The sequence below is a fragment of the Epibacterium ulvae genome (genome assembly GCF_018678075.1).
Taxonomy (GTDB): domain Bacteria; phylum Pseudomonadota; class Alphaproteobacteria; order Rhodobacterales; family Rhodobacteraceae; genus Epibacterium; species Epibacterium ulvae_A.
In genome coordinates this window covers 15,719-41,431 of sequence record NZ_JAHHIR010000003.1, presented here as the reverse complement: position 1 = coordinate 41,431, position 25,713 = coordinate 15,719, and the positions used below count along the sequence as shown (strand labels likewise).

Annotated in this window: 31 protein-coding genes and 1 pseudogene; 15 read left to right on the top strand and 17 right to left on the bottom strand. The window is 57.9% G+C overall.

Features of this window, described 5'->3' with window-relative positions; genetic code table 11:
- Positions 1 to 204: phage integrase N-terminal SAM-like domain-containing protein (locus KMP13_RS00405; RefSeq protein WP_215263466.1), on the bottom strand; the 204-nt coding region annotated here is incomplete at its 3' end.
- Positions 205 to 320: 116 nt separating this feature from the next.
- Between KMP13_RS00405 and KMP13_RS00400 the strand changes: the two genes are divergently transcribed.
- From KMP13_RS00400 to KMP13_RS00375, 6 genes are all read left to right on the top strand, one after another.
- Entirely contained in the window at positions 321 to 602 is a 282-nt protein-coding gene (locus KMP13_RS00400) for a hypothetical protein (protein WP_215263465.1), read from the top strand.
- 33 nt (positions 603 to 635) lie between these two features.
- Entirely contained in the window at positions 636 to 836 is a 201-nt protein-coding gene (locus tag KMP13_RS00395) for a hypothetical protein (protein ID WP_215263464.1), read from the top strand.
- 143 nt (positions 837 to 979) lie between these two features.
- Positions 980 to 1,423 carry a tyrosine-type recombinase/integrase gene (locus KMP13_RS00390; RefSeq protein ID WP_353055661.1) on the top strand — a complete coding sequence of 148 codons (444 nt, stop codon included), beginning with the start codon at positions 980 to 982 and terminating at the stop codon, positions 1,421 to 1,423.
- A gap of 134 nt (positions 1,424 to 1,557) precedes the next feature.
- Positions 1,558 to 1,866, top strand: coding sequence for a hypothetical protein (locus KMP13_RS00385; RefSeq protein ID WP_215263462.1), 309 nt, complete (start codon positions 1,558 to 1,560; stop codon positions 1,864 to 1,866).
- A gap of 78 nt (positions 1,867 to 1,944) precedes the next feature.
- Positions 1,945 to 2,502 carry a tyrosine-type recombinase/integrase gene (locus KMP13_RS00380; protein WP_215263461.1) on the top strand — a complete coding sequence of 186 codons (558 nt, stop codon included), beginning with the start codon at positions 1,945 to 1,947 and terminating at the stop codon, positions 2,500 to 2,502.
- On the top strand, positions 2,499 to 3,497 hold the full coding sequence (locus KMP13_RS00375) for a tyrosine-type recombinase/integrase (protein WP_215263460.1): 999 nt from the start codon (positions 2,499 to 2,501) through the stop codon (positions 3,495 to 3,497). Before KMP13_RS00380 ends, KMP13_RS00375 begins: the two co-directional genes overlap by 4 nt.
- 1 nt (position 3,498) lies before the next feature.
- Here the strand turns inward: KMP13_RS00375 and KMP13_RS00370 are convergent, their stop codons facing one another.
- Positions 3,499 to 3,870 carry a hypothetical protein gene (locus KMP13_RS00370; protein WP_215263459.1) on the bottom strand — a complete coding sequence of 124 codons (372 nt, stop codon included), beginning with the start codon at positions 3,868 to 3,870 and terminating at the stop codon, positions 3,499 to 3,501.
- Positions 3,871 to 4,094: 224 nt separating this feature from the next.
- Here KMP13_RS00370 and KMP13_RS00365 point away from each other — a divergent pair, with 224 nt between their 5' ends.
- The 4 genes from KMP13_RS00365 to KMP13_RS00350 all read left to right on the top strand — a co-directional run bounded on the left by KMP13_RS00365 (position 4,095) and on the right by KMP13_RS00350 (position 6,635).
- Complete coding sequence (locus tag KMP13_RS00365) at positions 4,095 to 4,310, top strand: twin-arginine translocase TatA/TatE family subunit (RefSeq protein ID WP_215263458.1); 216 nt, start codon at positions 4,095 to 4,097, stop codon at positions 4,308 to 4,310.
- Between the two features lie 6 nt (positions 4,311 to 4,316).
- Positions 4,317 to 4,796 carry a Sec-independent protein translocase protein TatB gene (gene tatB, locus KMP13_RS00360; protein WP_215263457.1) on the top strand — a complete coding sequence of 160 codons (480 nt, stop codon included), beginning with the start codon at positions 4,317 to 4,319 and terminating at the stop codon, positions 4,794 to 4,796.
- A 3-nt stretch (positions 4,797 to 4,799) separates the two neighbouring features.
- Entirely contained in the window at positions 4,800 to 5,687 is an 888-nt protein-coding gene (tatC, locus tag KMP13_RS00355; RefSeq protein ID WP_215263456.1) for a twin-arginine translocase subunit TatC, read from the top strand.
- Between the two features lie 105 nt (positions 5,688 to 5,792).
- Positions 5,793 to 6,635, top strand: a complete 843-nt coding sequence (locus KMP13_RS00350; RefSeq protein WP_215263455.1) for an ATP-binding protein — start codon at positions 5,793 to 5,795, stop codon at positions 6,633 to 6,635.
- An 18-nt stretch (positions 6,636 to 6,653) separates the two neighbouring features.
- Here KMP13_RS00350 and KMP13_RS00345 read toward each other — a convergent pair whose 3' ends face one another.
- The 15 genes and pseudogenes from KMP13_RS00345 to KMP13_RS00275 form a co-directional block, all read right to left on the bottom strand.
- Entirely contained in the window at positions 6,654 to 6,815 is a 162-nt protein-coding gene (locus KMP13_RS00345; protein WP_215263454.1) for a hypothetical protein, read from the bottom strand.
- Between the two features lie 51 nt (positions 6,816 to 6,866).
- On the bottom strand, positions 6,867 to 7,508 hold the full coding sequence (locus KMP13_RS00340; protein WP_215263453.1) for a hypothetical protein: 642 nt from the start codon (positions 7,506 to 7,508) through the stop codon (positions 6,867 to 6,869).
- Between the two features lie 205 nt (positions 7,509 to 7,713).
- Positions 7,714 to 8,952 carry a peptidoglycan DD-metalloendopeptidase family protein gene (locus tag KMP13_RS00335; protein ID WP_215263452.1) on the bottom strand — a complete coding sequence of 413 codons (1,239 nt, stop codon included), beginning with the start codon at positions 8,950 to 8,952 and terminating at the stop codon, positions 7,714 to 7,716.
- Between the two features lie 125 nt (positions 8,953 to 9,077).
- Positions 9,078 to 9,728 (bottom strand): protein-L-isoaspartate(D-aspartate) O-methyltransferase, encoded by a 651-nt coding sequence (locus KMP13_RS00330; protein ID WP_215263451.1) that lies wholly within the window; start codon positions 9,726 to 9,728, stop codon positions 9,078 to 9,080.
- Positions 9,725 to 10,507, bottom strand: a complete 783-nt coding sequence (gene surE, locus KMP13_RS00325; RefSeq protein WP_215263450.1) for a 5'/3'-nucleotidase SurE — start codon at positions 10,505 to 10,507, stop codon at positions 9,725 to 9,727. The genes KMP13_RS00330 and surE overlap by 4 nt, the downstream gene beginning before the upstream one ends.
- A gap of 161 nt (positions 10,508 to 10,668) precedes the next feature.
- The gene (locus KMP13_RS00320; RefSeq protein ID WP_215263449.1) at positions 10,669 to 11,316 is read right to left on the bottom strand and encodes an SDR family NAD(P)-dependent oxidoreductase; all 648 of its coding nucleotides are present in this window, start codon (positions 11,314 to 11,316) and stop codon (positions 10,669 to 10,671) included.
- 56 nt (positions 11,317 to 11,372) lie between these two features.
- On the bottom strand, positions 11,373 to 11,645 hold the full coding sequence (locus tag KMP13_RS00315; RefSeq protein WP_215263448.1) for a pilus assembly protein PilP: 273 nt from the start codon (positions 11,643 to 11,645) through the stop codon (positions 11,373 to 11,375).
- A gap of 213 nt (positions 11,646 to 11,858) precedes the next feature.
- Entirely contained in the window at positions 11,859 to 12,422 is a 564-nt protein-coding gene (locus KMP13_RS00310; RefSeq protein ID WP_215263447.1) for a DUF2199 domain-containing protein, read from the bottom strand.
- Between the two features lie 136 nt (positions 12,423 to 12,558).
- The gene (purF, locus tag KMP13_RS00305; protein ID WP_215263446.1) at positions 12,559 to 14,079 is read right to left on the bottom strand and encodes an amidophosphoribosyltransferase; all 1,521 of its coding nucleotides are present in this window, start codon (positions 14,077 to 14,079) and stop codon (positions 12,559 to 12,561) included.
- A 408-nt stretch (positions 14,080 to 14,487) separates the two neighbouring features.
- A complete protein-coding gene (locus tag KMP13_RS00300) occupies positions 14,488 to 15,192 on the bottom strand; it encodes a Hint domain-containing protein (protein WP_215263445.1) in 705 nt (234 codons plus the stop codon).
- A 378-nt stretch (positions 15,193 to 15,570) separates the two neighbouring features.
- The gene (locus KMP13_RS00295; protein ID WP_215263444.1) at positions 15,571 to 16,125 is read right to left on the bottom strand and encodes a CvpA family protein; all 555 of its coding nucleotides are present in this window, start codon (positions 16,123 to 16,125) and stop codon (positions 15,571 to 15,573) included.
- 38 nt (positions 16,126 to 16,163) lie between these two features.
- Positions 16,164 to 17,528 (bottom strand): DNA repair protein RadA, encoded by a 1,365-nt coding sequence (gene radA / locus KMP13_RS00290; RefSeq protein ID WP_215263443.1) that lies wholly within the window; start codon positions 17,526 to 17,528, stop codon positions 16,164 to 16,166.
- A gap of 73 nt (positions 17,529 to 17,601) precedes the next feature.
- Positions 17,602 to 18,105: a paraquat-inducible protein A gene (locus KMP13_RS00285; protein WP_215263442.1), complete on the bottom strand. Its 504-nt coding sequence runs from the start codon at positions 18,103 to 18,105 to the stop codon at positions 17,602 to 17,604.
- Positions 18,106 to 18,370: 265 nt separating this feature from the next.
- A pseudogene (locus tag KMP13_RS00280) lies at positions 18,371 to 18,556 on the bottom strand (helix-turn-helix domain-containing protein); the annotation flags it as partial.
- A gap of 588 nt (positions 18,557 to 19,144) precedes the next feature.
- Positions 19,145 to 20,674, bottom strand: a complete 1,530-nt coding sequence (locus tag KMP13_RS00275) for a sulfatase family protein (RefSeq protein ID WP_215263441.1) — start codon at positions 20,672 to 20,674, stop codon at positions 19,145 to 19,147.
- A 129-nt stretch (positions 20,675 to 20,803) separates the two neighbouring features.
- On the opposite strand from KMP13_RS00275, the gene KMP13_RS00270 reads away from it, so the two are divergent.
- From KMP13_RS00270 to KMP13_RS00250, 5 genes are all read left to right on the top strand, one after another.
- On the top strand, positions 20,804 to 22,027 hold the full coding sequence (locus tag KMP13_RS00270) for an ABC transporter substrate-binding protein (RefSeq protein WP_215263440.1): 1,224 nt from the start codon (positions 20,804 to 20,806) through the stop codon (positions 22,025 to 22,027).
- A gap of 108 nt (positions 22,028 to 22,135) precedes the next feature.
- Positions 22,136 to 22,954 (top strand): carbohydrate ABC transporter permease, encoded by an 819-nt coding sequence (locus KMP13_RS00265; protein WP_215263439.1) that lies wholly within the window; start codon positions 22,136 to 22,138, stop codon positions 22,952 to 22,954.
- The gene (locus KMP13_RS00260; RefSeq protein WP_215263438.1) at positions 22,954 to 23,835 is read left to right on the top strand and encodes a carbohydrate ABC transporter permease; all 882 of its coding nucleotides are present in this window, start codon (positions 22,954 to 22,956) and stop codon (positions 23,833 to 23,835) included. The genes KMP13_RS00265 and KMP13_RS00260 overlap by 1 nt, the downstream gene beginning before the upstream one ends.
- Positions 23,832 to 24,596: an SDR family NAD(P)-dependent oxidoreductase gene (locus KMP13_RS00255; protein ID WP_215263437.1), complete on the top strand. Its 765-nt coding sequence runs from the start codon at positions 23,832 to 23,834 to the stop codon at positions 24,594 to 24,596. Before KMP13_RS00260 ends, KMP13_RS00255 begins: the two co-directional genes overlap by 4 nt.
- A complete protein-coding gene (locus KMP13_RS00250) occupies positions 24,589 to 25,674 on the top strand; it encodes an ABC transporter ATP-binding protein (protein WP_215263436.1) in 1,086 nt (361 codons plus the stop codon). The genes KMP13_RS00255 and KMP13_RS00250 overlap by 8 nt, the downstream gene beginning before the upstream one ends.
- Positions 25,675 to 25,713 lie beyond the last annotated feature (39 nt).

The window sequence follows — 25,713 nt, the reverse complement described above, 5'->3', positions numbered from 1 at the left end:
CAGGAACCTCAGCGCCATGATCTGCGCATTATATGTAGGCGGCGTGACCCCAGTATCTGTCATGTGAAGCTGATAGGCACGCAGATCGTCAGGCGCGGCCGTGTCCGGTGACCTCTTCAGAAACCCGGCAAAATCCTTGATCGACCGGATATGGGCTTTTTGCGCTTTATCGCCCATCCCATGGATGCGCATGTCTTCGATCATCCGCTCACGCAGCGGCTTCGTCCGCTCAGCAGTGTGTCGATCTATCCTTGCCCCGTGAGCGTCCGCTTCGGTGATCTGGCATAAGCACAACCTTCAACCAACTGAAGGAAAAGCTTATGAAGACGCAACCATCTCGTGCGAACGGGTCTCTGTCAAACCGGATCAACCATGCTGACCACTTCGCCGAAATCATCGAATCTGAAGGGTACAGCAAAGGGTCGATTGATAAATACAGGTCGAATGCACAAGCGCTCAGGGAGGCCCTGGTATCGGCAAAACTCACCCCTGCTGACTTAACTGATGAGCTTATGGACCAGCTTGCGCGTCCAATTGTCGACGCCGCGTCGGCGAACGACAAGAAGCATTGCCTATACCGACTTAATCGGTTCAGGGATTAGCTGATCGAGAATGCATCCGCTCCAGCGCGCCCTATGGCGCCGCTCGACATGTCGCCAAGGGCTGTGCTCAAATGGGAGTACGAGACGTACCTGCGCGTCCAGCGCGGTCTGTCCGGGGACACAATCTACCACTGCCTGCGGTTCTATGACCGGTTCCTCACCGCGAAGTTCGGCACCGGTCTAGGCGATCTCAACACCGTCAAGCCTGACGACATCACCGGGCTCATCCTTTGATTGCGTGAGGCGCAAAATGCGCCGCGTGACAAGACCGGCCCGTCACATCTGCGCAACCTGTTCCCGTTCCTGTTTTGGAACGGCAAGACGGAGCGTAACCTGAGCAGCGCCGTGCCGAAGGCGCGGCAGCCGAGCCGACAGGCATTCCGAGGTATCTGGAGCCGGAACAGGTCAACCGGCTCGTAGAGGTGGTGCGCGGCCACAAGAAAACGGGTCGACGCAACTATGCAATGCTGATGCTGGTCGCTCGGCTGGGCCTTCGGCCCCCAGAGGTGACGGCGATAGAACTAGGCGATATCGACTGGCGTGCTGGTGAAATCCTGATCCGTGGCAAGAGGCAATTGCATGATCGGATGCCGATGTCGGCGGAGATTGGTGAGGCGATTGTCGATTACATCAAGAATGAGCGCCGGGGCCCGGGCCGCGCGCGGTTCGTGTCAGTAAAACCGCCGTTCAAGAGGTTCAAGGACGCACAAATCCTGCGCTGGATTTTACGTGATGCCTATGATGCGATCGGCATTAGCCCGCCGCAAGCCTATATCGGCACGCACATTCTGCGGCACAGCCTGGCCACCGACATTCTGTGAAAAGGCGCGTCGCTTGCCGAGATCGGGGATGTGCTGGGACATCGGTCTGCGATGAACACGACAATCTATGCGCAACATGATGTCGATGCCTTGCGCTCGATCTCGCGTTCCTGGCCGACGGCGGAGGAAGTGCAATGAAGACACTGTCTCAACGACTTGATGAATATCTGGCCCTTCGGCGTTCGATGGGATTTGACCTGTCCTTTGAGGAACGGGTCCTCCGCAAGTTCGTCAGCTTGGCCGACGACAACGGGTTCCAAATCATCTCGACGCCGTTGTTCCTTGATTGGAAGGCAAACTACGGCAGTGCGGACAACAACACATGGTCTCATCGCCTTGGCATGGTGCGCCGGTTCGCCTTTTGGCTAGCGGAGCACGACGATCGGACCGAAGTCCTGTCCAACCAACTCGTCATCGGCCGATACCGAAGGCGTGTCCCCTAGATCTATGCGCCCCGTCAGATCGTAGATCTTGTCGCTGAAGCTGGTCGATTGCCGTCACCATATGGGCTTCGGGCCGCTTTGTGGCAGACCCTGTTCGGCTTGATCGCGGTGACAGGCATGCGGGTGAACGAAGCTTTATCTCTTGAGCAGCAGGACGTCGATCTTGACCGCGCCGTGCTCACACTCAGAAACACGAAGAATGGTAAGGATCGGCAGCTGCCCGTCAAAGGTGACACCGCCCATCGGCTTGCTCACTATACCGAGTTGCGGGACCGGCTGGTACCGCGGCAATCACCACGGTTCTTCATCAAAGAAGATGGCGAACCGGCAGGAGATTGCGGGGCACGCTACAACTTCGCACAGGTCAGCAGAAATATCGGCCTATGGTCATCGCAAGCCTTCAACCGCCACGGTCATGGTTCCCGAATCCATGATTTGCGGCACACATTTGCCGTTCACACCATCCTGGACTGGTTCCGGGATGGCCGGGACATCGAGGCCGAAATGTACAAGCTCAGCACCTATCTCGGCCATTCCGAGCCCAAGCATACGTTCTGGTACATCGAGGCAGTGCCCGAGCTGATGCAGTTGGCCGCAGCACGAGCAGAGCAGCGGATTCTGGAGGTATCATCATGATCACAACCTATCCATTGCCCGTTTACGTGCAGCGGTTCTTCACCGAGCGACTTTTGACCCAGATGCAGGCCAGTCCAAACACGATCGCGAGCTATCGCGACACCTTCCGTTTCTTACTGAAATACGCGACAGCAGAGACCAGTTTGCCGCCGACTGAGCTGCATGTAGCCCACATCGACGCCGACATCATCGGGCGGTTCTTGACGTTCTGCGAGGATGAACGCGGCAACAGCGCGCGAAGCCGGAACACGCGGCTAGCAGCGATCCGTTCGTTCTTCAAATATGTCGCGGGCTGTGAACCCCAGTTGCTGCATCATTGCCAGAAGGTGCTGGCGATGCCGTCCAAACAGCACGAAAAACGCGTCGTGGACTTTCTGACTCGTGACGAGATGGAGGCCTTACTGAAGGCACCTGGCCAGTCGACCTGGTTTGGGCGGCGTGATCGGGTGTTGCTCCTCACAATGCTACAGACGGGTTTGCGCGTATCAGAGGTGATCGGCCTGCGTGTTGGCGATGTCGAGCTCGGCACCGGAGCGCACATCAGATGCATGGGCAAAGGTCGGAAGGAACGCGCAACGCCGCTTCGCGCAGACAGTCGGGGTGCATTGAAGGCATGGTTTGCGCAGTGCCGGACTGAGCCCAACGATCCCCTGTTCGCAACCATCCGTGGCAGGCCGCTCAGCCGAGATGCGGTTGAGCGAATTGTTCGGAAACATGCGGCCACCGCCGCCTCGACCAGCTCGACGTTCAGATTGAAGCGCGTCACACCCCATGTCTTGCGCCACACCGCTGCAATGCAGCTTCTACAGCGCGGTGTGGACCGGACTATCATTGCGCTCTGGCTGGGCCATGAATCGGTCGAGACGACACAGGTCTACATCCACGCCGATATCGAACTGAAAGAAAGGGCGATGGCTCTGACAAAGCCGGTTGACCAGACGGGCGGACGATATCGACCGGGTGAGGAACTCTTGGCATTCCTCGAAGCGCTCTGAATTATGCCGACACGCTGCGCCGGTCCAACCGCAACGCAACTGGTTCTGCGGATCGGCGCGGCATAATCCGAAGCTCGGCATTATGGATCGTCTCATGGCGCATTTGGATGCTGCCGGGTTTCATGGTTGCCATCACGGCGGGTAGAAACGCTTGCGTCTCAAACGCTTTGGCTGCGGCCTGCGCGTGCTCCATGTTGGTCCAGATCACGCAATCGGTCCAACGGCCATCTGCGCCACAGCTGAGACGCCGAAAGATAAAGCCGGGACAGCTGCGCATGAAGGTTTCGGTGGCTCTGATCTGAGCCAGAAAATCCGTGTCCGTGATCCGATCCGCCAATTCGAATGTGACAGTTTCTGCGACATTGGGTGTCACGATGTCTCTCCTTTTGTGATGTGACAGGCTTGTTTTAGAAGGCACCAACTGCCACAAACCTGTCAGTTGCCTGTGCGGACGCCTATGAAAATCCGCAATCTCTTCACGGATCCGCGATTTGCCCCCTTGTGGCGCTGGTCCGCGCCGGGCTCTGCGCCGTAGTCTTGATCCCAACGAGACATCACCGGGACGCCATGCCCGGTCTGACTAAAAGGAGAGTTTCAATGCTCAACAATATCGGCCTTCCCGGCATTCTTCTGATCGCAGTTGTGGTTCTGGTCCTGTTTGGACGCGGCAAAATTTCATCCCTTATGGGCGAAGTCGGCAAAGGTATCACCGCCTTCAAAAAAGGCGTCAGCGACAGCTCAGCCGAGCTGGAACAGGATGCAATGGAAGAAGCAAAAGACGTGACCCCCGAGACCGAAAAAGACAAGGCGTAAGGGCCTATGTTCGATCTTGGATGGACCGAATTGATGGTCATTGGGATCGTCGCGTTGATCGTGGTCGGTCCCAAGGATCTGCCAGTGCTGTTTCGCAATGTCGGCCGTTTCGTGGGTAAAGCCCGTGGCATGGCGCGCGAATTCAGCCGGGCGATGAATGATGCGGCGGATGAAACCGGCGTCAAAGATGTGGCAAAGGGTCTGAAGACCGCAACCAACCCCATGGGCGCGGTGAGCGACACCATGCGCAAGGCCGCCGAAGATCTGCGCACATCGGTCGACCCTACCAAATTCGGCAGTGCCGCATCGACGGACAAGGCGGAGAACTCTGTCCTGTCCGAAGAACGCGCACAGGACGCCAAGCGGATCCAGGCCGCCACGGCACGCGCGGCCGCCGAACGCAAAGCCACTGAGGCACAAGAGGCGATGGCCAAAGCGGATGCAGCAGAAGCCGCCGTTGAGACCAAGCCGAAAGATGAGGCTTAAAACATGAGCCAAACTGAAGAAATGGACGAGTCAACAGCCCCGTTGATTGAACATCTGGCCGAGCTGCGCACCCGTCTGATCCGGGCGGTTCTGGCGTTTATTGTTGGCATCGTTCTGGCATTTACGGTGGCGGAACCGATCCTGCAGTTCTTGTTGGGGCCGATTGAATCCACCCTGCGCGATCTTGGCGATCCCTCGCCGACGCTGCAATATACCTCGCCGCAGGAATATCTGTTCACCCTGTTCCGTATCTCGATGGTCTTTGGGTTTGCTTTGTCGTTCCCGATGATCGGATACCAGCTGTGGCGGTTTGTGGCACCGGGCCTTTACAAGAACGAGAAGGGTGCGTTCCTGCCCTTCCTGATCGCCTCGCCCGTCATGTTCCTGTTGGGCGCGTCCTTTGCCCAATTTGTGGTCACACCGCTGGCGATGCAGTTCTTCTTGGGTTTTGCCGATGTGGCGTCGGTCTTTGCTAACTTGCTTCAAAGTACCGTCAGCGAAGTCCCGGGTGAGGTCGCCGTGGTGCCCGAAACCTCGGACGGGGTGAAAATCACCTTCTTTGGCAAGGTGAACGAGAGCCTGGATATCACGCTGAAATTCATCATGGCCTTTGGGCTGTGTTTCCAGCTGCCGGTTCTGTTGACCCTGATGGGCAAGGCCGGGTTGGTCAGCGCCGAAGGGCTGGGCGCGGTGCGCAAATACGCGGTTGTCGCCATCTTGCTGCTGGCCGCTCTGGTCACCCCGCCGGATGTTGTCACCCAGGTGATCCTGTTCAGCGTGGTCTACGGGCTGTATGAAATCTCGATCTTCCTTGTGGGTCGGGTTGATAAAAAGCGCGAAGCCAAGCTGCGGGCCGAAGGCTATTACGATGATGAGGTCGAAGACGACTAAGCCGCCTCATCCCCGCTCAAGTCCATAAAAAGCGCCCCTTGTGCAGGGGCGCTTTTTCGTTTGTAAACAGACGCAATCCCCACGCTGCAAGATCGGAGAATGGCCATGGATGAGACTGCGTTGAACCGGATCGCCGAAGCTTTGGAGCGCATGTCGCCGGCCCCTTTGGCTGCGCCCGATTTTTCCACCGCCCCCGCCTTTGTCTGGCACGTTGCGCCCGAACGGCTGACGCCAGTTTCCCAGGTAAACCGGGTGGCGCTGGATCTTTTGGTGGGCATCGACCGCGCCCGCGATACGCTTTTGGAAAACACCCGCCGTTTTGCCCAAGGGTTCGCCGCCAATAACGCTTTGTTGTGGGGCGCGCGTGGCATGGGGAAGTCGTCGCTGGTCAAGGCTGTGCACGGCGCGCTCAACGCAGATCACCCCGACCTCAAACTGGTGGAGCTGCAACGCGAAGACCTGCCCACCGTGGCGCGCCTGTTGAACCACCTGCGTAGCGCGCCGTGCCGCTTTATTCTCTATTGTGATGATCTGTCGTTCAGCCATGACGACCAACATTACAAAAGCCTCAAAGCGGTGCTGGATGGCGGTGTTGAGGGACGCCCCGAAAATGTGGTCTTTTATGCCACCTCAAACCGGCGTCATCTGATGCCACGGGACATGATCGAAAACGAACGCTCCAGCGCCATCAACCCGTCTGAGGCGGTCGAAGAAAAAGTCTCTCTCTCAGATCGCTTTGGCCTTTGGCTGGGGTTCCATGCCTGCGACCAGGACGAATACCTGTCGATGATCCAGGGCTATTGCACCGCCTATGGCGTGGAGATCGCGGCCGAAGACCTGCGCGCAGAAGCCATCGAATGGCAAGCCACCCGCGGCAGCCGATCCGGCCGGGTGGCCTGGCAATTCTTCACGGACCTTGCAGGGCGGCACGGGGTGACAATCGCGTAACGCCCGCGGGTCCGATTCTCACAGAACATCTTTGGGATCTGCTGTGACGATAAACGCAGCGGGTGTGGAGAGGCGTGCGCCAAGCCAAAAGATTGCGCCAAACACCAAACCATAGGCGACGCCAATTGAGGCCTCCTTTGGTTTGAAGTCCAACCCATAGACCAAAAACACATGGGCCATGAGACCACCCGCGAGAATAACACTGCCCCATCCTGCATAGCCCATTTTGATTTAAAGCGGCTCGCAAGTCTTCGCCAGATCCTCAATTAGTGCCACGAATTCGCGCGTGTGCTCAGGGGGCATATAGAAATCAAAGCCGCTGCTGAACAGAGGTTCCTTGATCGTAGCGCCAGAGCAAAATTTGGTAGTCTTATAAGACATCGCATAAGCGTCGGGATCGATTTCTTCGCTGTTTCGCCTGCTCAGAACTTGCAACCGGGTGCTGATGTCGCGCGGGTGATTTTCGTATTCTTCTTTGAAAATCGCGTGGGCGCGTTGTCCAGCTTTGAATAACGAGAACCAATAATGCCAGCGGAAGCTGTATGCCGCCGCACCTTTGAGGTTTTCATAGCTTTCTCCGGTAAAGTCCTCCCGAGACACAAAAAATCTATGCGTATTTAAGACGCGCACATCGATGTACCGGGTTCTTTCATAGAAACCCGTGTCCTTGTGGCATCTGTTTGCAGATGTCCTCACAAGGCGAATGGCGCAACCTTCAACTGTCGCGGTCTCCTCTGTGGTCACTGTTAATCCGTCATCGCTAAATCTTTGGTTATGCAAGATCTCTTCGATACGCGTGATGTCATCCGCCAGGGGAACATTGGGTATAAGCGCCGCACCCAGCAGGACGAAAAAAATAAAAAGGTTTTTCATAATCTGACGATCAATTTATGCATGAATTTACGCACTGTGAATCGCTCAAGGCGAGTATGCAACACACAAAAAAGACATCTGTCTAGGGCAGGAGCGCACAATGAAAACTTGTGATCCAACCGCCTGCTGATCCGGCACGCCGCCGCGCGCGGCATCGGCATGCATATGTTGGGGGTTAGTTCTGAGCGAGGGCCCTAGGTCGGCATCAATTCAAATACGGCAGGGGATCCACGCTGTCAAAGCCGTTGCGGACCTCGAAATGGACGTAAGGCGTGGCTTCTTCGCGCAGGGCGGCGATGGCTTGGCCGCGGCGGACGGTGTCGCCTTTGTTGACCTCGATCTTGTCGACATTGGCATAAACCGTCAGCACCTTAGGATCATGGCGCACAACGATGATCGGGATGCCGTTGGAATCCTTGGTGATGGCGGCCACGGTGCCGGAATCGGCGGCGCGCACGGTGGCACCGGCGGGCCCTGAGATGTCGATGCCGTCGTTTTTACCCTTACTATAGGTGCGGATGATCTTGCCCTGCACCGGGTAGACCATGGCGGAATCTGGTGCTTGGGTCGGGGCCGGGACCGTGACCTCGGGGATGATTTCCGGCTTGGCAGCGGCGGGTTCGACTTTTTCATCCGGCAGCGGTTTGGTGGAGCTGGGCGGGGTTGGCGTTGGACTGCCCACACCGGGGGCGGCGACAACCTGCACTTCGGGGGCTGCGGGGGCTTGGTCTTGGCGGCTGGGGGCGGGTTGATCCTTGATCGGGATCAACAGGAATTGGCCTTCGCGGATTGAGAAACTGCTGTTCAGCCCATTCCATTCCGCCAGGGATTTCACCGGCACCTGATAGAGCCGCGAAATGGTAAAGGCGGTCTCTCCCCGTTCTACCTTGTGGCGCACCGGTTCTGGTCCGCCCTGGACCGCGGGCGTGGCCTGTGGTTTGGGTGTCGGGCGCAGGGTGGTTGGGGTTGCTGATCCCGGATTGTTGGAAGCCAGCGGCGCGGTTTCGATCGCTTGGCCGGCGAGGGCGGCAATGTCGACGCCACCAGGGGCGACAACCTCAGACTGGGGCACCACATCGGGGGCACGGCGGGGTAGGGCGATCACTTCACCCCGGCGCAGGGTGTCGCCCGGTTGCATGCCATTGAACTGGGCCAGCTCGCCGACGGGCAGACCAATGCGGGTGGCCACATCGGCCAACGTGTCACCGCGTTCAGCGACGGCAACCTGATATGAGGGATAGCTGATCAAGCCGCGCGCATCGGCGGTGGGGCGGCTGGCGGTGGCGGTCTGTGCAGCAGGTGCCGTGGTAAAACCACCGACGCGGCCCCGTAGATCGTAATCCAGCGGGGAGCCGTCACAGGCGGCCAGTGCCGACAGCAGAGCAAGGGCAGACGTGATGCGCAGGCCTGCGCCTCGTGTGTGGCGTGGGATGGTCACGGTCATCTTCGCTCTCCTCAAATCACAGCAGAACCCAGTGCGGCCCGGCCCGTTTGTTAACCCCACCTCTTGCTGCCGCGATCCAGCGTGCTCACGCGCGCTGCGACAAATGGATGGTATACCTCAATTTCTTATGTCTCTTTGCCCAGTCCCTCAAGCAGGGGAACAAAGCGGACAGAGCGTAATTCGTCATATTCCAGCCCGTCGGCGGTTTTATGCACACGAATAAGCGATTGTACGTGGTCAGACTGGCCAACAGGCAGCACCATTATGCCGCCAATCTTGAGCTGCGCCAACAGCGGGCTTGGCGGATCTTCGGCGGCAGCGGTCACAATAATACGATCAAAGGGCGCTTGTTCGGGCATTCCATGCGATCCATCGCCCACCAAAGAGGTCAGATTGGAGATCGCCAATTGGTCAAACACATCGCGCGCTTCGCGCACCAAACGGCTATAGCGGTCGATGGTATAGACCCGGCGGGCCAGCCGCGCCAGGATCGCTGCCTGATAGCCGGACCCAGTGCCCACCTCCAGAACTGTGTCGCGCGGGCTCACCTGCAGCGCCTGGGTCATGATGCCAACCACCGAGGGCTGCGAAATCGTCTGGCCGCAGGAAATCGGCAGCGGCATGTCCTCATAGGCACGATCCGAGAACAGGCCGCGCACAAACAGCCCGCGATCGATGGTCTCCATCGCTTCCAGAACGGTTTGTTCGGTCACGCCTTTGGAACGCAGCGCGAACAGGAATTGCATCTTGGTTTCTGGATCGGGTCCCGGTGTCATTCTACTGCCTGAAACCCCTCCAGAACATCATGGGCTGTAAGATCCGCGCGCATCGGCGTGATTGAGACATAGCCGGCTAGGTTCGACGCCGCATCGCTGCCGGGTGCGGTTTCGGCGCGCTGATCGCCCCCTTTTATCCAAGTGTAATGACGCCCATTTGGCGAGTTGGAGTTTTCGGCACTGAACCGCGTGCCCTGACGCAGGCCTTGGGCGGCAAAACGCATCCCCTTGACGTCATCGGCGGCAACCGGTGGGAAGTTGATATTGTAAAACAGCTGATAGGCGCTGTTATTGGCCGGAGCGGCCTTCAGAACCTTTTGAATGGCGGCGGCACCGTGGGCGGCGGCGGCTTCAAACGGATTGGCCAGTTCCTTGTTCTCGGGGCCAAAATACTGGGACAGCGCAAACGACGGTATGCCCTGCAACGCGCCTTCCAGCGCAGCGCCCAATGTGCCGGAATAGAGCGCGTTTTCAGCGGAGTTATTGCCCCGGTTGACGCCCGACAGGATCAGATCCGGCGGCGTGTCTTTCAGCACATTATAGAGACCGGCCAGCACGCAATCAGCCGGAGAGCCCTCGGCGGCAAAGCGGCGCGGTCCCTGTTCGGAAATCATGAACGGCCGGGTATAGCTGATGCAATGACCCACACCGGATTGCTCAAATGCGGGCGCAACGGTCCAGACTTCGCCCGTATCCCCTGCAATGCTCTTGGCGATCTCGCTCAGGACTTGCAGACCCTCGGCATTGATGCCGTCGTCATTGGTGATCAAAATGCGCATGTCTTGCCCTGCGTTACATCGTTGCCATCGTGAATATGGCCAACGCCGCAACGGGGCAAGGGGCTGCGTGTCCCAAGCGGGAGGAAAGCGTCCCGCAGCGGGCACCTGTCCGATCAAGTCGGTGATAATTCACGCGGGTTCGGACGGATGCCGACCGTGAGTTAGTCTTCCAGAACGGCGGGCAACAGGCGCGCAGCCTCGGACTGGGGCGCGGCAAGAGTGTCGCGGTCTTCGCCGGGATAAAACCGCGCGCGGGTGGCGGTGGGCATGGGATTGGGTGCCAGGATCTGCACCTTGGGTCCGGTGCGTTCGCTTTCGTCCTGCCAACTGCGTACCAGTGCCATCTGCGCGGCTTTGCTCGCCCCATAGGCGCCAAAGAACCGCTCACCGCCACGAGGATCATCAAAGAACACCGCTTTGCCCGACTGTCCGAGAAGGGGCGCGACATAGGTGATCAGCAGAGAGGTCGCGGTGGCATTGACCGCAACGCTTTTCTCCCAATCCTTGGGGGCTACGAAATTTGCCGGGCTCAACGGGGCGGCGTGGATGGCGCAATGAACCCACAGATCCAACTGGCCCCAGCGGTCATGAATACCGCGGCACAGGGTGGCCATGGCGTCCGGCGTGGTGATGTCCATCGGTGCCAGGGTGGCGCTGCCGCCACCGGCCTGGATGCGGTCATCCAGCTCTTCCAACGCGCCAGCGGTCCGTCCAACGGCGACAATGTGATGGGTCGGGGCAAGCGCCTCTGCAAATGCGGCCCCAAGGCCACGCGACGCACCGGTGATCAAAGCAAGTTTCTGTGTCATACCGCTTTCTTGCGTTGCCGGGCTGGCAGGGTCAAGGGGGCGTGTTGGCGCTGCGACTAACTGCCGGGGATTTGCAGCCGCTGGGTCTGGCCGCCCCGTTGCAGCAACAAGCCTTTTTCGTCGATGGCAACAACCTGACCCGAGGCCACACGGCTGCCGTTTTTCACGCGTCGCACCCGACCGCTGCTGGTGCGCACCAATGCCTCTGGCGCGGTGGTCGCGCCAAAAATGCCGACCAAAACCGTCCCGCCGGTTGGCAGCGCGTCTGATTGCGTCGCGGATTGCGCCACATGTTTTGGTGTGTCTTCTATTGTGTTGTTTGAACCCATTTTGGGACTGCCTGTGCCTCTTGTTTGACTGCCCGGTGCCATTTAGCGGGGCGAAGAGGCGCAGCTATCAGCGTGCCGGGCGAAGGGAAAGGCCAGGGGGAGATGCGTGCAAAGAACCGCTGGTAGGCCTGATCTGGGCCAGCGGATTTATGCGTGCTTTGCGGTATCTGAGCCGCGCATGCCTTGAAACCAAACCCTCGCGGTCACAGGCAATCAGGCATCGTACAGGAGCGACGGCAGATCGTGCCCATAGGCATAGAGCATTTCCAGCAGGTCCTCGAACTCCAACCCGCGCTGCTGCAAGGTGTGAAGCGAATGCGAGGTCTCAACCACATCCAGATCCGGATATTGCCCATCGCCGCGCGGCTGGATTTTGGCGGCCGGTGGCTGACCTTCATGCAGCGGAATGGTATTGGCAAGCCAGGCCGGACGGCTGCCCATCGTGTCGACCTCTCCCATATCCAGCAAAGAGTGGTAGTCGTGGAAGTCATCCGCCGTGACACTGGCCCAGGTGCCCAGAATGAATTCGGTCTCGCCCGCATTGTTGATCGGCAGCGCCAGTACCGCGCGCAGGAAATGCAGATCCCCGATGCGGCAGAAATCTTCGGTCAACACATCGCCGGCTTCGGTCAGAACAGCGGTATTGTCCTGCACGATATGCTCGTCGCTGCAGATGTCAGGCCGGTCACAGGACAGGCTGATAAGCTGCGCAAAAGTGGCTCCGCAGCAACGGCAGGTGCGTTGAGACGTCAAAAGCCTGGCGAGATGCGGATCCAAATGACGTTCCTGACTGCATGGTGACCAAAGAAAAAGACGCTGATGCGGAGACCAGCGTCTTTGATGAACTGATTGGGCGGCGTCTTACTCTGCCCTGCGGCAAAGTACAAACAGCTAGTTTGCGCACGTGTGGGGCTTAACCCGATGCCACCTGTTCCTTGTTCCAGGAGCTGCCAGAGTTTGGCATGTCCTTGATCTTGGCGCTCACACGGGTGCTGTTTTCCAGACCGTCCAGATATTCAGCGGTGACCCCGGTGATGTATTTGCCGTCAAAGCAGGAACAGTCAAAGCCATCGATTTCGGCGTTGCCCTCTTTGGCGGCCCAGATCAGATCCTCCAGCTTTTGATAGAACAGCGCATCTGCACCGAGCTCTTGGCGGATTTCCTCGATCTCAAGCCCGTTTGCGATCAGCTCGTGCTTGGTGGGCATGTCGATGCCATAAACGTTGGGGTATTTCACCGGTGGCGAGGCCGAGGCGATATAGACCTTCTTGGCGCCTGCATCGCGGCACATTTCGACGATCTTTTTGATGGTGTTGCCGCGGACGATGGAATCGTCGATCAGCAGCACGTTCAGGCCTTTCATCTCAAGCGGGATGGCGTTCAGCTTGCGACGCACTGATTTTTTGCGCTCCTGTTGGCCCGGCATGATAAACGTCCGGCCCACATAACGGTTCTTGACCAGCGCTTCGCGGTAGCGAATGCCGGTTGAATTGGCCACTTCCAGCGCCACGGGACGGGCTGAATCCGGCACCGGGATGATGCTGTCGATTTCCAGACCGGAATCCTTGATCTGTTGCGCCAGTGCCTGACCCATCCGCAGCTGGGTCTTGTAGACCGAGACACCGTCCAGCATGGAATCGGGACGTGCCAGATAGACATATTCAAAGATACAGGGGTTCAGCTTGCCCTCAACTGCCTGATGGCAATGCATATTGCCGTCCAGATCGATCAGGATCGCCTCACCTGGTTTGACGTCGCGGATCTTCTCAAACCCGTTGATGCCAAAGGCCACGTCTTCTGAGGCAAAGGCATAGTCATCGCCGTCACCGGATGCGCTGCGGGTGGCGACCGACAGGGGGCGAATGCCATTGGGGTCGCGGAAGGCCAACATGCCAACGCCTGCGATCATGCAGATCACGGAGTAGGCGCCCTGCACGCGTTCCATCGTCATTTTGACCCCGGCAAAAATATTGCGGATCGGCTCGCGATTGCCGTTGACCTTGATCGCATCGGCAACCTTGTCCGCCAGAACGTTCAGCAGGATCTCGGAATCCGATGTGGTGCGCAGATGACGGCTGTATTTGGCGGTGACCTTCTCGCGCTGCTCGGCGGTGTTGGTGATATTGCCGTTGTGCACCAGGTAAATGCCATAGGGCGCGTTCACAAAGAACGGTTGCGCCTCTGCGGCAGAGAGCGAGCCCGCCGTGGGGTAACGGACATGACCCATGCCAACCTTGCCGGTCAGCGTATCAGCGTCGTCAGGGCCAAAGACGTCCTTGACCAGCCCGTTGGCTTTGCGCTCGCGAAAGAATTCACCGGTGTAGGTGACGATGCCGGACGCATCCTGGCCCCGGTGCTGCAACATCAGCAGACCATCGTAGATCTCCGCGAAGACATCCGAGTCCCGGTTTGCGATTCCCAAAATCCCGCACATAGAATGGCTCCATTTCCACTTTGGCGTTGCTGTTCGTTGCGTCTTTGTCGTCGGTGTCTGAACCGCGGCACAGGTTTGCCGCGGCGTCACTAGCCGATGGTGGCCTGATTGTCCAAGCCTGCATTTGCGAAACTGTCTGAAAAATTAACACCTAGAGGTTCGAAACCACGCGTCGCCGACGGGGTCAGTCCGCAGCACAGAGGGTAGGCAGGCAGCAACCGCAGCATCAGCAAGGGGTTCGGCTCCGAATCCAAAAAAGGTGACGTGCCCTCACATAGAACGATTGCGCCCCGCTGTCATCAAAGGATCACAACGGAAATCAAGGCCCGACACGGGTTATCCCGGTCGAGCCTTGATTTTATTCATGTATAAAGGGTGCAGGCGTGTGTACGCTCGCGATAAGGTGTTTTACGCCGCCAAATCGACGCTGTTGGAAAAGCTCAGCTGGCGCAGCCACAGGGGCAGATCCAGCGTGCCCGACGCGGCTTGTTCCACAATTTCGGACGCCTCTGGCAGGCTGCGCTCTTGCGCGGTGGCGACCAATTCGCGGCTTTCGGTCAGGGAGAGCATCCAATAGGCGCTGTCATCGTCGCTGTCGTCGGCCATGTGCAGCAGCATGCCACATTCGCTCCAGATCAGCTCTTCCTCAGCGAAGGTCACATGGATGCGGGCCAGACGCTGGGGCATCGCAGGGGTAATGCCGTTGAAGCCAGCGAGCGAGACCAGTTTGGCCAGAACCACTGGCACATCAAACAGCTGCTCGGCAGTGTCTTCATCCAGCGCGATCACGTGATCCGAGGGCAGGTCCATGTCGCGATCATTGCCCAGGGCACCGGCCGGAACATGCATCATCGGGGTGAGACGCGGCACGGACTGTTTAACGGCCACAACTTCCTGAACGCCGCCATCAAAGGTGTGGACCATGTCGCCCGCTTTCAGCTGACGCGCCTGGAGAAAGCCATTTTCGGCTTCAACCAAAGTGTGCGGCAGAAGGCCACCGATGCGGGGGCGGGGCGTGGTGGACGGTGTCGTGGCAAACAGCGCGGCAGGCAGATCGGATGCAATTTCAATCGGCTGGTGATTTGCGAATGCGTTAAAATGATCGAGAAACATGTGATGTCCCTTTTACCTGCTCGTGCACGTTTTTGTCTTGAGCCCATGTGGCTGCCGAATTGGGCCGAAAATGGGGCAGGCTCGGGGCCAATTTGGAAATTGTTCAGTTTTTAGTGAAAATCGCGTGATTTTTGAGGGTTTTGTTAACCTTCCTTACCAAATTCGCTGGGAAAATTAACAGATTGAGCCGAGATCCGCCTGTGGAGAACCCCGAGTCGAAATCGCGATTCTAAATTGTTAACAAAGGGTTAATTGAGCGCTCTAGCGTTAACAGTGGTTAATTAAACCTGTGTGTATCTCTGTATATGATTGTAACAATCAAAAAGGGCGCCCAATTGGCGCCCCGTTTCGTGATCTCAGATGTGGCGAGCTGCGGTGTTACTCTTCGCAGTGGCCCATCAATGTCTCGTATTTGCCAGTGATCCAACCCAGCGCTTCTTCGGGGTTGCGGTCCTCGACCTTGCCGATCAGGCGCTCAAACACCACGGCTGAGCGGCTGTCGTCGACCATGGCAAAGCTTTGACCGGTGATGACCACATTATAGAGGAAGAAGGCGATGGTGACCAAAAGGATGCCGCGCAGGACGCCAAAGAAGAAACCAAACCCCTGATCGATCCCGCCCAGTGCCGAGCGTTGCACCAGCGCAGAAAACAGCGGGGTAAAGAAGGACACGATGATAAGCGCGACCGCAAGCACCGCAAAGAAGGCGCCAATCAGCGACAATTCACAACTGTCGGACAGGAACTCGCCAACCACCGGGATTTCCGCCATCAGCGGTTCCGCCTGCGGCGCAAAGATGAACGCCAGGATTGCGGCTGCGATCCAGCCCGCGATTGCCATGGCTTCGCGCACAAAACCGCGCGAGTACGCAAGCAAAGCAGAAATTACAATTACCAGGGCTACAACCCCGTCGACTATGGTGAAATCTTCCATGTCCCTCGCCTGTTCTTGCGCGATTAAATTATGCGACTCTATCCAGCGCCAAAATACTCGCCAACAAAACCAGCCAGATCAGAGGTCTTTCGAAACGTCAGACCCTCCACCGAAACCGATTTGCCACCGCTTGGAGCTATGCTTGCGGTGAAACCAAGTTTTTGGGCTTCTTTCAACCGGTTTTCGGTCTGAGGGGCAGGTCGAAGGGCTCCTGATAGTGAAATTTCGCCAAAAATCACGGTATCGGCCGGTAAGGACACATCTTCGCGGGCACTTAGGAGCGCTGCGGCCACCGCAAGGTCCGCTGCGGGCTCTTGGATTTTCATGCCGCCAGCGACGTTTAGATAGACATCCAATCCTGCAAACGGAATGCCACAGCGCGCCTCAAGCACTGCGAGGATCATCGCAAGGCGGGCACTGTCCCAGCCGACAACGGCGCGACGCGGTTGGGAATGGGGCGAGGGGGACACCAGCGCCTGCATCTCAACCAGAACCGGGCGGGTGCCTTCGATGCCTGCAAAAACCACCGATCCGGGCGCGGGTTCACCGCGTTCCGACAAAAACAGAGCAGAGGGGTTTTTGACTTCCGCCAAGCCGCGACCAGTCATTTCAAAGACGCCAATCTCATCCGCGGGGCCGAAGCGGTTTTTGACCGCGCGCAGAATGCGGAATTGATGGCCGCGTTCTCCCTCGAAATACAGCACGGTGTCGACCATATGTTCGACCACGCGGGGGCCTGCAATCTGGCCTTCTTTGGTGACATGGCCGACCATGATCACCGAGACGCCGTTGCGTTTGGCAAAACTTGTCAGCTCATGGGCGACTGCGCGCACCTGGGAAACAGATCCTGGCGCGCTGTCGACATTGTCCACCCACATGGTTTGGATCGAATCAATAATGACCAGCTGCGGCGCTTCCTGTTCCAGGGTGGTCAGGATGTCACGCAGGTTGGTCTCAGCCGCCAATTGCACCGGCGATTGTTCCAGTCCCAGACGCTGCGCGCGCATGCGTACCTGGGCCGAGGCTTCCTCGCCACTGACGTAGATAGTTTTGACACCGCAGCGCGCGAAGCGTGCTGCTGCCTGCAACAGAAGTGTGGATTTGCCAATGCCGGGGTCACCGCCGACCAGAATGGCGGAGGCGGCAACCAGACCGCCACCGAGCACCCGGTCCAATTCGCCAACGCCACATTCAATACGCGGCGGCGGGGCCTCATGGGCGGCGAGATCGGTCAGGGTAACGGTGCGACCGCGTTTTGCGCCCAGCGATTTCTTGGACGGGCCATCGGCGGCCAGCCCTTTGTCTTCGCTGATGGTGTTCCACTCACCGCAGGCTTCGCAGCGACCGGACCATTTGGAAGAGGTGGCTCCACAGGCGGAGCAGGAGAAACTTGTTTTTGCCATGACAGAGTTCTGCCCGATGTTCAGGTTTTGTTCAAGTGTTTGGCGCAGTCAAATACTCCCGCCCGTCGCGCGATCATCTAAGATGATCTCCTCCCGTTGGGCCAGGCGCCGCTGGCGCGGCGCGGGTGGCATGTGGGGCTGCGGCGGTGAGCCGATGCTCGGTCCAGAGCGACAGGGCCAGCGACATCAGGATACAGGCGGTGAAGAGGTAGAGGCCCCAGGCAGGTTCGACGGTGGCGAGGCCGATGCCTTTGGCGAGGGTGATGTAGAGCGCGATCAGGAAGATATCGGCCATGGCCAATTTGCCCAGGACATGCAGTGCTGGCATGGCGCGGCGGTCCAGGCGTCCCCATTGCACCAAGGCGAGGCCAATGGTTTTCACTAGGGGCGCTAGGAGCGCAAGGATCGAGACGACCAGTGCTAGAAAAATGTCGCTGTCCCAAAGGCTAGCGAGGCCGGTCGCTACGCTGATCTCCGACAGGCCAAAGAGCGGCAGGAGCCCTGCGCGCATCAAAGGTGCAAACCAGGCGATGGGATACAGGATCAAAAGGGATAGAGTGGCGAGGCGTAAGATCATGCGGCGCGTCTATCATGTGGGGCAGGTTGGTGCAAAAGGCGGAGTACGTTTAGTTAGATGTGAGGCGTTGCCCAGGCAGACATTACCTCGTCCCGGTCAGCCTTGCGCCAGCACCGCTATTTGTGTAGCCCTTCGGCGCGGTCAAACACGTGGGCGATCTGGGTTTGGAAAGCCTACCTTTTTCTCATGCTGCGAAAGGCAAATTTGTATTGCTGCCAGGGCCAGTCGACATTGCCGGTGGGGAGTTCCGGTCGCGAGGTTGGGTTGGTTTGCGCCGCGTGCGTTCCAATAAAGCTTCAACGCCGCCATCATCTACAGCCGATTTCTAGCGGTAGAACGTGTCGCGCGACATGCCCGCTACCTGGCAGGCCTTGGACACATTACCCAACTCCTCAGCCAGCATCAGAAGCCCGGTTTTGTGTTTGATGATCTTATCGGTAGTATTCAACATTGTGGTTTCCCTGTTTGATAGTTCGGTTTGCACCTCCATCAAAACGGATATCCATCATCTCCTTCAAGAGATGCACCGCCCTCTTTCCAGCTTGCTGAGAAGGGGGCAGTGTCAGAACACATCGGGACTGGTTCATATCAAGCAATCAAAAATATGTGATTGACGAAACCGTGTTTGAGCCTCGAATGGAGGCCATTAACTGATCGAATGAACTTTTGAATACCTGCCCAAGAGACAAGGGGTAAGTTCGACGTCCTCTGGGACGGAGGCAGATCGAGCCAACAAAGCGGCTGGGGTGGGCGGATCCCAACCGCGTGAACAACATTTTGACAGGTTAGTCCCGTACGCTATCAGGAGGCAGGATAATCCCTGACCTCGTAGAGAACCACGGTCCCGGAAGGCACTGAACCTAACACCCTTTACTTAGCCACAGACACAGAGCTGTTGTCTTCGCATCTCGACATTGCTTCCCAACTAGGTGAGCAGCATGCCGCCAATCAACATGCGATGTACGATTGGCGGCGCCGAGTGGGCACTAATGTCTGACGTTGGACGCCCGATGCGTAGGTGCGCGCCGGACATGCGCGCTTAATGCCACCCTACACGCGGCGATACTGGGATCATGTCGTCAGGTCGGGAGCGGATCATATCGTGATGCTCGCGTCGGATTGCTTCGTAGGCCGGATCGTCGAAACGGTTGACCATTTCGTCCGGATCGTCGTGCAAATCATACAACTCGCCCGTATTGGTTTTGAGGTCCATCGACATGCGGTAGCGGTCGCTTCGGACAGTCATCAGATCCATATCTACGGCCGAGCGGATCGCATCGACCTCGTATTCGGCGAGCGCGAAGTCGCGGCTTTGGGTGCCGTCCCATAGTCCACGCCACGACTGACCGTGCGTTTCAGGTGCGGCCACGCCTGATAAATCAGCGGCGGTTGCCAGTACATCCACGGTGCCGACAGGGGTATCGATCACGCGGCCTTGCGGCACCCCCGGCCCCTGGATCAGACAGGGCACGCGCAGCAGCCCGTCGTACAGCATCGGCCCCTTGAGAAGCAGCCCGTGATCGCCCAGCCATTCGCCGTGATCGCTGGTGAAGATAATATAGGTGTTGTCTAACTCGTCTGCTTCTTCGAGCGCCTGTAAGATACGTCCGATTTCGTAGTCGACGGATGAAATCATCCCGAAATAGATACGTGTTAGGTCGCGCAGCGCGGCTTCGTTCAGATCGCCTTTTTGGCCCCAGTCGATACCGCCTGCATTGTGCTCCGAGCCCTGTTTGATTGGTTTGGCACGATCCTCGACGAATTCCCGGTGCCACCACGGGCGGTTTTCCAAATCAAGCTGCGGATGTTTAGCGACTACTACTTCATCACGATCATACATGTCGCACCACGGCTGCGGGGACAGGAACGGCGGGTGCGGATCGGGGAAGGACACCCAAGCCATCAGCGGCTTGTCGCCTTTGTTCCGGATCATATCTACGGTGCGGTCGCCGATCCATGGCGAGGAATGCCACGGCGCTTCGAGCCCAGATCGCCATGTCTGGAAATGTGCGGTATCAGGCGCAAGGCGATCCTTAGCGCGGGTCCAGCGCTCGTCTCCCTTGCCGCCCTGATCCAGCCAGTATTCATAGTGCAAAGCCTCAGGGGCAGGATACCATTGGGTGTGGTGGTGCGGACGCAACATCAGCTGGACATCCTCGAACCCCATGTAGCTGCCACGCCAGTCCGGCCCGAAATCGCCCGCGCTCTTGTAGCATTCAGGTCGGCCTGTTGGCTCGAAAGTCTGTTGCGACGACAAGTGCGCCTTGCCAATGAAATGCGTGGCATAGCCCGCTTGGGTAAACACACCGCCCAAGCCCAGATCGGCCAGAGGCAGTTCCATGTCGCGGCCATTGTCCCGCACACCATGACTATAGGGCAGCTTGCCGGTCAGGATCGAGGCCCGCGCCGCCTGACACATCGGGTGCGGCGTGATGCACTTTGAAAACCGCACGCCATTGGCGGCGATCCGGTCCATGTTGGGCGTCCGGATGCCGCGCCCTTCGACACCGATACAGTCGCCCCGTTGCTGGTCTGTCGAGATTAATAGAACATTAGGTGCTTTAGCCATTTTGAGTACCTCTTGAGCGGATAAAGGAATGAGCGTTTGGACTGCCCATCATCTATTGAAGAAAGTTGGCAATGTACAATCGAAAATAAATAATGTACGATTTTAGCGGGAAGAGAGGAGCATCTTAAAATGATTCGAGTTTTACCTACGGTCACAGCGACCGCAATCGTTCTGGCTTCAACTGCCAGCGCACAGACAATTTTGGACGTCGTTGCATGGAAGGGGAACGAGGCCGAGCCTGCTGGCTTACCTGAGTTAATCGAGAAGTTTGAATCTGCAAATCCCGACATCGATGTCGAGCTGACATACGTCGCGCGCAAGGATGTAGACAAAGTCATCCCACCGCGTTTGCAAGGTGGCAACCCACCGGACGTGACGATGGTCGACAGTTCTCTGGTTGATCTATGGGGGGGCGCCGGGTTTTTGTCCGATCTTGGAACGGATAGCGCCTGGTATGATCAAATGGTGCCGGACGTGCGCGATGTGATGACTAAGGATGGCGAGATCCTCGTTTATCCGCTCGAAGTCATCGGTATGGGCAATTTCGTCAACATGGATCTTCTAGCTCAGGTCGGTATCGACAAGGCGCCGGTGACGTTGGATGAGCTCAAGGCGACCTGTCAGGCATTGTCGGCCAAGGGTATCGCGCCGATGATTTTCGCAGGTAGTTTCTCTGCCATGCTCTACGTTGGCGCAAACGGCATCGACCTTAATGGTGCTTCTCCTGCGGAATATGGCAGCAGCGAACGTCAATTCGTCGGGGACGAAAACTTCAATGCGTCCTTGGACAGTGTCCGTGATCTTGTCGCGGCAGAGTGTTTCGATCCGGATTTACAGGCGGGCCTTGATCCTTGGGCGACTGCACCGCAGGAATTCCGCTCGGGTAACGTGGCGATCCTGCCGCAGGGCGCATGGAACATCGGCGGCTTTTCGGGCGTCGAGGGTCTGAACTATCAGTTCGCGCCGATGCCGTCTGCCTTCACCGAGCACGGTCTTGCGCTTGATCTTGTCGGCCCCGGCTGGGCGATCCCGCGTGACGCTGCAAACCCTGAAGCGGCGCGTAAGTGGGTCGACTTCTTCGCGGTCGAGGAGAACCTGAACGTTTTCCTTGAAGCCGAAGGCGCGTACAGCCCTTTCGTGGGGGGGGCTCTCACCATGCCCGATCTCGCAGCGCCCTACACCGAAGCGCGCGAGCAGGGCAGCCTGATCCTGTGGCCGTTCTCGACGCTTGAGTTCCCCAAACCGCTTCAGTCGGAGTGGGAAGACAGCATCACGGGCTTCTTGCTGAACATTGACCGTGACAATGACGACACGCTTCAGCGTTGGGACGATGTCGTAGAAGACAACTTGTAAGCAGCCGCGTCCGGCGCATGGTGCGCCGGACACCACGATTACAACGAAGGGGAGGACATCATGCGCGCCAGACGATCCTTGTATCTTTTCACATTCCCAGCATTGCTTGTGATCGGACTGTTTTTTATTCACCCGATCATCCTGACTTTCGATATGAGCCTGACCAACTACAAAGGCATCGGTGAGGCAAACGATATCGGCTGGCGGAACTACGAGCGCATCGTTGCCCGCGATCGTTACCTGAACGAAATCTGGTTGACCCTGTGGTACACCGTGATTGTCGTATCTGCGCTGACCGTGACGGGGCTGTTTTTTGCGGCCATGCTGCACCGCCTGCCGCTAATTCGCAATTTTAGCCGGGCTGCACTGTACACGCCTGCCATGATGTCTTTTGTGGTGGTCGGTTATATCTGGCAGTTCCTTTATTCACCCCTGAATGGCGGCATTAACGTCGCACTACGCGATCTGGGGCTTGGCGCATGGGAGCAAAACTGGCTGGGTGATCCTTCCATTGCGCTCTATTCCGTGGCCTTTGCGCAAATCTGGATGTTCACCGGCTTTACCTGCGCGATCTTTCTGGCGGGGTTTGCAGGTATTCCCGAAGAGATCAACGAAGCCGGACGGTTGGAAGGGGCCTCAAGCTGGCAACGGTTCCGCTATCTTGAACTGCCGTTGCTTGGCCCGTCGATCACCGTGTCGGTTATGCTGACCACTATCGGAACGCTAAAAACCTTTGAGCTGCCCTTCATCCTGACCAAGGGCGGGCCGGACGGGGCCACACGCCTTTTGTCCATCGACATTATTGACAACCTCTTTGGCCAATATAAATTCGGCTTCGCCAGTGCGCTGTCGATTGTCATGCTAGTGATCGTGCTGGCCGTGGCCTTTTTACAGAACAAGGTCCTGCGTGACCGGGAGCAAGCGTAATGAGCCTGACCGAGACACAAACTACGGCCCGCGCGCATACGGGCCCTGACTGGGATTTCATCACGCGTCGCGCAAAGTCCATCCTCGTGCATGGCATCGTGCTGGCATTGGTCGGGATCATGCTGCTCCCGCTGATCTATATGGTCATGATGTCGTTCAAAACCTCGACCGAGATCGCGCAAGACCCGTTGGGCCTGCCGGACAGCCTGTACTGGGGCAACTACATGGCGGCGCTGTCCTCGATGGGTTATGTCCGCTCGGTTCTGAACTCGCTGGGCATCACGCTTTCCGTGATTGTTGTGGTCGTCTTTGCAGGTGCCATGGCGGCCTATCCGTTGGCCCGCCTGCAGAACCGCACCAGCCGTGTGATCGTTATGATCATGGCGTTGGGGCTGGCGACGCCAAATTTTGTCACCATCACGCCGATCTACGTTATCTTCCGCGATATTGGTTTGCTGGACAGCTATCTTGGCATTGTTCTTGCATTTGCCGCACTAAAGCTGCCGCTCGCAGTATTCTTTTACACCAGCTTTATTGCGGCCATCCCGATGGAGTTGGAAGAGGCTGCAAGGCTTGATAACTGCAACAATTGGCAGATTTTCTGGCATGTGATCCGGCCGCTTCTGGCCCCTGTCACAGCCACACTGTCGCTGTTCGTGATGATTATGGTGTGGAACGACTTTATCTATCCGCTGCTCTTGCTGACGGATAAAGATAAGCTGACGGTAATGATCGCAGTCTATAAATTCGTCGGCAACACCGGGATCGACCCGACCAAACTGTTCCCTGCGGCGGTGTTGGGCTCTCTCCCGTTGTTGCTGATGTTCGCGGTCTTCCAGCGCAAGATTATGGCCGGTGCCACGGCAGGAGCGGTGAAATGAACCTGACAGGGAAACATATCATCGTCACCGGCGCCGCGGCGGGCATCGGGCTGGGCATCGCCCGCGCCTGTGCCAAGGCGGGGGCGCAGGTGACAGGCTTTGATAAAGACGACGGCCGCGCTAAGATGACCGAGATAAGCGCAGATTTTGCGCAGGTCGACGTGACGGATCTGGACGCCTTTGAGGAGGCAATTACGACGTCGCATAAGCGCATGGGCAAGCTGGATGGCATGGTCAACAACGCCGGCGTCACCATCAAGGTGCCGTTTCTCGAGATGACCCGTGATCAGATGGAAACACTCTGGACGGTCAACCAGCGTTCCGTTCTCGTGGGATGCCAAGCGGCAGGACGGATCATGGCGGAGGCCGGGAGGGGCGCGATCGTCAATATCGCGTCTGTACACGCGCGCGCCACCAATCCCGGCCATGAAGGTTACGCCGCAACTAAGGCCGCGATCGTGGCGATGACCCGCGCCATGGCGTGGTCGCTGGGCGCCAAGGGCTTGCGCGTGAATGCCATAAGTCCGGCAATGACCCGGACCGAGATCGTTGAGGAGGCGATGAAGACGCCGGAATTGGCCGAACGCTTTCGGTCGTGGACGCCGGACGCAGAGGTCACGACCGTGGATGAAATCGGCGCTCTGGCGGTGTTTTTACTGTCAGACGCGGGGGCTGCGCTGAACGGTTCCGACCTGCTCGCAGATCGCGGCATGTCATCGCTTTTGGATATTTTTGACTTGGAAGGGAAGCGCAATGGCTGAATTGTCGCTGAAGCAGGCCGTTAAGAAATACGGCAACGTGCAAGTGGTCCACGGCGTGGACCTTGAGGTCGAGGATGGCGATTTCTGCGTCTTTGTTGGCCCTTCGGGCTGTGGGAAATCAACGCTTCTTCGCATGATTGCGGGCCTTGAGGAAACCTCGGATGGACGCATGACAATCGGCGGGCGGGATGTGACGCACATGGATCCGGCCAAGCGCGGCGTGTCCATGGTGTTCCAAACCTACGCTTTGTATCCCCACATGACCGTGCGCGAGAATATGAGCTTTGGACTCAAGATCGGAAAGACCCCGAAGGCCGAGATCGCAAAAAAGGTCGATGAAGCTGCCCGTATTCTGAAGTTGACCGACTACATGGATCGCAAGCCCAAGGCCCTGTCGGGGGGGCAACGCCAACGCGTCGCCATTGGCCGTGCCATCGTACGGCAACCGGATGTGTTCCTGTTTGACGAACCACTTTCGAACCTCGATGCCGAATTGCGGGTTGAGATGCGTGTGGAGATTGCCAAGCTGCACAAGCAGTTGGGCGCGACAATGATCTACGTCACGCACGATCAGGTGGAGGCCATGACCATGGCTGACAAGATCGTCGTTCTACGCGACGGTCGTATTGAGCAAGCCGGATCACCGGCCAAACTCTATGACGACCCCGACAATCTGTTCGTCGCTGGATTTATCGGTTCGCCCCGTATGAATTTCTTTGATGCGACTGTTATGTCTACGGACAATGGACAAACTATGGTTTCAGTACCGCGTTTAGGGGATGCGCCGCTCCCTGTTCAGGTCACGCAAGCGCTCGTACGTGGGCAGCAGGTAAAAGTAGGCCTGCGTCCGGAACACTTCGCGGCAGATGGTGCGATGCAGGCCTCTCTCGACATCGATGTGATTGAGAACCTCGGCGGTGTGTCATACGCCTATTCGTCTTTCGAAGGCGAGGCGCACCCCGTGATCGTTGAACTTCGGGGGGCTGCACGGCCATCCAAAGGTGGCCGTCTGACAGTCTCTTTCGATCCCTCCGCTGCATTGGTTTTTGATGACGATAGCGGCGTGCGCATTCGCTGAGGGGTGTCTTGCCGGGGCATCCTCCCCACCGGCAAGAAC

What these genes read in the sequence shown, in the direction of transcription:
- KMP13_RS00315 (WP_215263448.1), bottom strand. Translation starts at nt 11,645, where the DNA reads ATGGGTTCAAACAACACAATAGAAGACACACCAAAACATGTGGCGCAA.
- KMP13_RS00270 (WP_215263440.1), top strand. Translation starts at nt 20,804, where the DNA reads ATGATTCGAGTTTTACCTACGGTCACAGCGACCGCAATCGTTCTGGCT.
- KMP13_RS00320 (WP_215263449.1), bottom strand. Translation starts at nt 11,316, where the DNA reads ATGACACAGAAACTTGCTTTGATCACCGGTGCGTCGCGTGGCCTTGGG.
- radA (WP_215263443.1), bottom strand. Translation starts at nt 17,528, where the DNA reads ATGGCAAAAACAAGTTTCTCCTGCTCCGCCTGTGGAGCCACCTCTTCC.
- KMP13_RS00340 (WP_215263453.1), bottom strand. Translation starts at nt 7,508, where the DNA reads ATGAAAAACCTTTTTATTTTTTTCGTCCTGCTGGGTGCGGCGCTTATA.
- purF (WP_215263446.1), bottom strand. Translation starts at nt 14,079, where the DNA reads ATGTGCGGGATTTTGGGAATCGCAAACCGGGACTCGGATGTCTTCGCG.
- KMP13_RS00395 (WP_215263464.1), top strand. Translation starts at nt 636, where the DNA reads ATGGCGCCGCTCGACATGTCGCCAAGGGCTGTGCTCAAATGGGAGTAC.
- KMP13_RS00275 (WP_215263441.1), bottom strand. Translation starts at nt 20,674, where the DNA reads ATGGCTAAAGCACCTAATGTTCTATTAATCTCGACAGACCAGCAACGG.
- KMP13_RS00330 (WP_215263451.1), bottom strand. Translation starts at nt 9,728, where the DNA reads ATGACACCGGGACCCGATCCAGAAACCAAGATGCAATTCCTGTTCGCG.
- KMP13_RS00260 (WP_215263438.1), top strand. Translation starts at nt 22,954, where the DNA reads ATGAGCCTGACCGAGACACAAACTACGGCCCGCGCGCATACGGGCCCT.
- KMP13_RS00375 (WP_215263460.1), top strand. Translation starts at nt 2,499, where the DNA reads ATGATCACAACCTATCCATTGCCCGTTTACGTGCAGCGGTTCTTCACC.
- KMP13_RS00300 (WP_215263445.1), bottom strand. Translation starts at nt 15,192, where the DNA reads ATGTTTCTCGATCATTTTAACGCATTCGCAAATCACCAGCCGATTGAA.
- KMP13_RS00255 (WP_215263437.1), top strand. Translation starts at nt 23,832, where the DNA reads ATGAACCTGACAGGGAAACATATCATCGTCACCGGCGCCGCGGCGGGC.
- KMP13_RS00295 (WP_215263444.1), bottom strand. Translation starts at nt 16,125, where the DNA reads ATGGAAGATTTCACCATAGTCGACGGGGTTGTAGCCCTGGTAATTGTA.
- KMP13_RS00250 (WP_215263436.1), top strand. Translation starts at nt 24,589, where the DNA reads ATGGCTGAATTGTCGCTGAAGCAGGCCGTTAAGAAATACGGCAACGTG.
- KMP13_RS00350 (WP_215263455.1), top strand. Translation starts at nt 5,793, where the DNA reads ATGGATGAGACTGCGTTGAACCGGATCGCCGAAGCTTTGGAGCGCATG.
- KMP13_RS00345 (WP_215263454.1), bottom strand. Translation starts at nt 6,815, where the DNA reads ATGGCCCATGTGTTTTTGGTCTATGGGTTGGACTTCAAACCAAAGGAG.
- KMP13_RS00335 (WP_215263452.1), bottom strand. Translation starts at nt 8,952, where the DNA reads ATGACCGTGACCATCCCACGCCACACACGAGGCGCAGGCCTGCGCATC.
- tatB (WP_215263457.1), top strand. Translation starts at nt 4,317, where the DNA reads ATGTTCGATCTTGGATGGACCGAATTGATGGTCATTGGGATCGTCGCG.
- KMP13_RS00400 (WP_215263465.1), top strand. Translation starts at nt 321, where the DNA reads ATGAAGACGCAACCATCTCGTGCGAACGGGTCTCTGTCAAACCGGATC.
- tatC (WP_215263456.1), top strand. Translation starts at nt 4,800, where the DNA reads ATGAGCCAAACTGAAGAAATGGACGAGTCAACAGCCCCGTTGATTGAA.
- KMP13_RS00385 (WP_215263462.1), top strand. Translation starts at nt 1,558, where the DNA reads ATGAAGACACTGTCTCAACGACTTGATGAATATCTGGCCCTTCGGCGT.
- KMP13_RS00365 (WP_215263458.1), top strand. Translation starts at nt 4,095, where the DNA reads ATGCTCAACAATATCGGCCTTCCCGGCATTCTTCTGATCGCAGTTGTG.
- KMP13_RS00285 (WP_215263442.1), bottom strand. Translation starts at nt 18,105, where the DNA reads ATGATCTTACGCCTCGCCACTCTATCCCTTTTGATCCTGTATCCCATC.
- surE (WP_215263450.1), bottom strand. Translation starts at nt 10,507, where the DNA reads ATGCGCATTTTGATCACCAATGACGACGGCATCAATGCCGAGGGTCTG.